Origin of the sequence: Arenibacter sp. F20364 (assembly GCF_023015905.1) — a bacterium.
Lineage (GTDB): Bacteria > Bacteroidota > Bacteroidia > Flavobacteriales > Flavobacteriaceae > Arenibacter.
The window spans coordinates 1-752 of sequence record NZ_JALKBD010000130.1; the positions used below are offsets into that span (position 1 = coordinate 1).

General features: G+C 48.5%; 1 protein-coding gene. It reads right to left on the minus strand.

What is annotated here, in order from left to right:
- On the minus strand, positions 1 to 752 hold a 752-nt coding region (locus tag MWU84_RS24015; RefSeq protein WP_246906560.1), incomplete at both ends, for a hypothetical protein.

Consider the following 752-nt stretch of genomic DNA (forward strand, 5'->3'; position numbering starts at 1 on the left):
ATCGTTACCTGATCCGCAATAGCATCGAAGCTCGACTTGTCGATCCACTCCACCGTTCCAACGGCATCCGTAACCAGAACCTTGTCGTTGCCTCCACTTAATATGTTTTCTGTCTGAACCGCGTTGTCGGCCAATTTAGCATTGGTAACCGCATCGGCCCCAAGCTTCGCCGTTACTATGGAAAGGTCTTCCACTTTGAAAGGATCCAAAGTAGTACCAACTCCGGTAATCGTTACCTGATCCGCAATGGCTGCAAAGCTCGACTTGTCGATCCACTCCACTGTTCCAACGGCATCCGTAACCAATACCTTATCGTTGCCTCCACTTAATATGTTTTCTGTCTGAACCGCGTTGTCCGCCAATTTAGCATTGGTCACGGCATCGGCACCAAGTTTCGCTGTTACTATAGAAAGGTCTTCCACCTTGAAGGGATCCAAAGTAGTACCTGCTCCGGTAATCGTTACCTGATCCGCAATAGCGGCAAAGCTCGACTTGTCGATCCACTCAACCGTTCCAACCGCATCGGTAACCAAAACCTTGTCGTTGCCTCCTGAAGAAATATCCTCTGTTAAAATGGTCCCGTTCAATATATTCTCTGTCTGGACTGCATCGTCCGCCAATTTAGCATTGGTAACCGCATCGGCACCAAGTTTCGCCGTTACGATGGAAAGGTCTTCCACTTTGAAAGGATCCAAAGTAGTACCAACTCCGGTAATCGTTACCTGATCCGCAATAGCATCGAAGCTCGACTT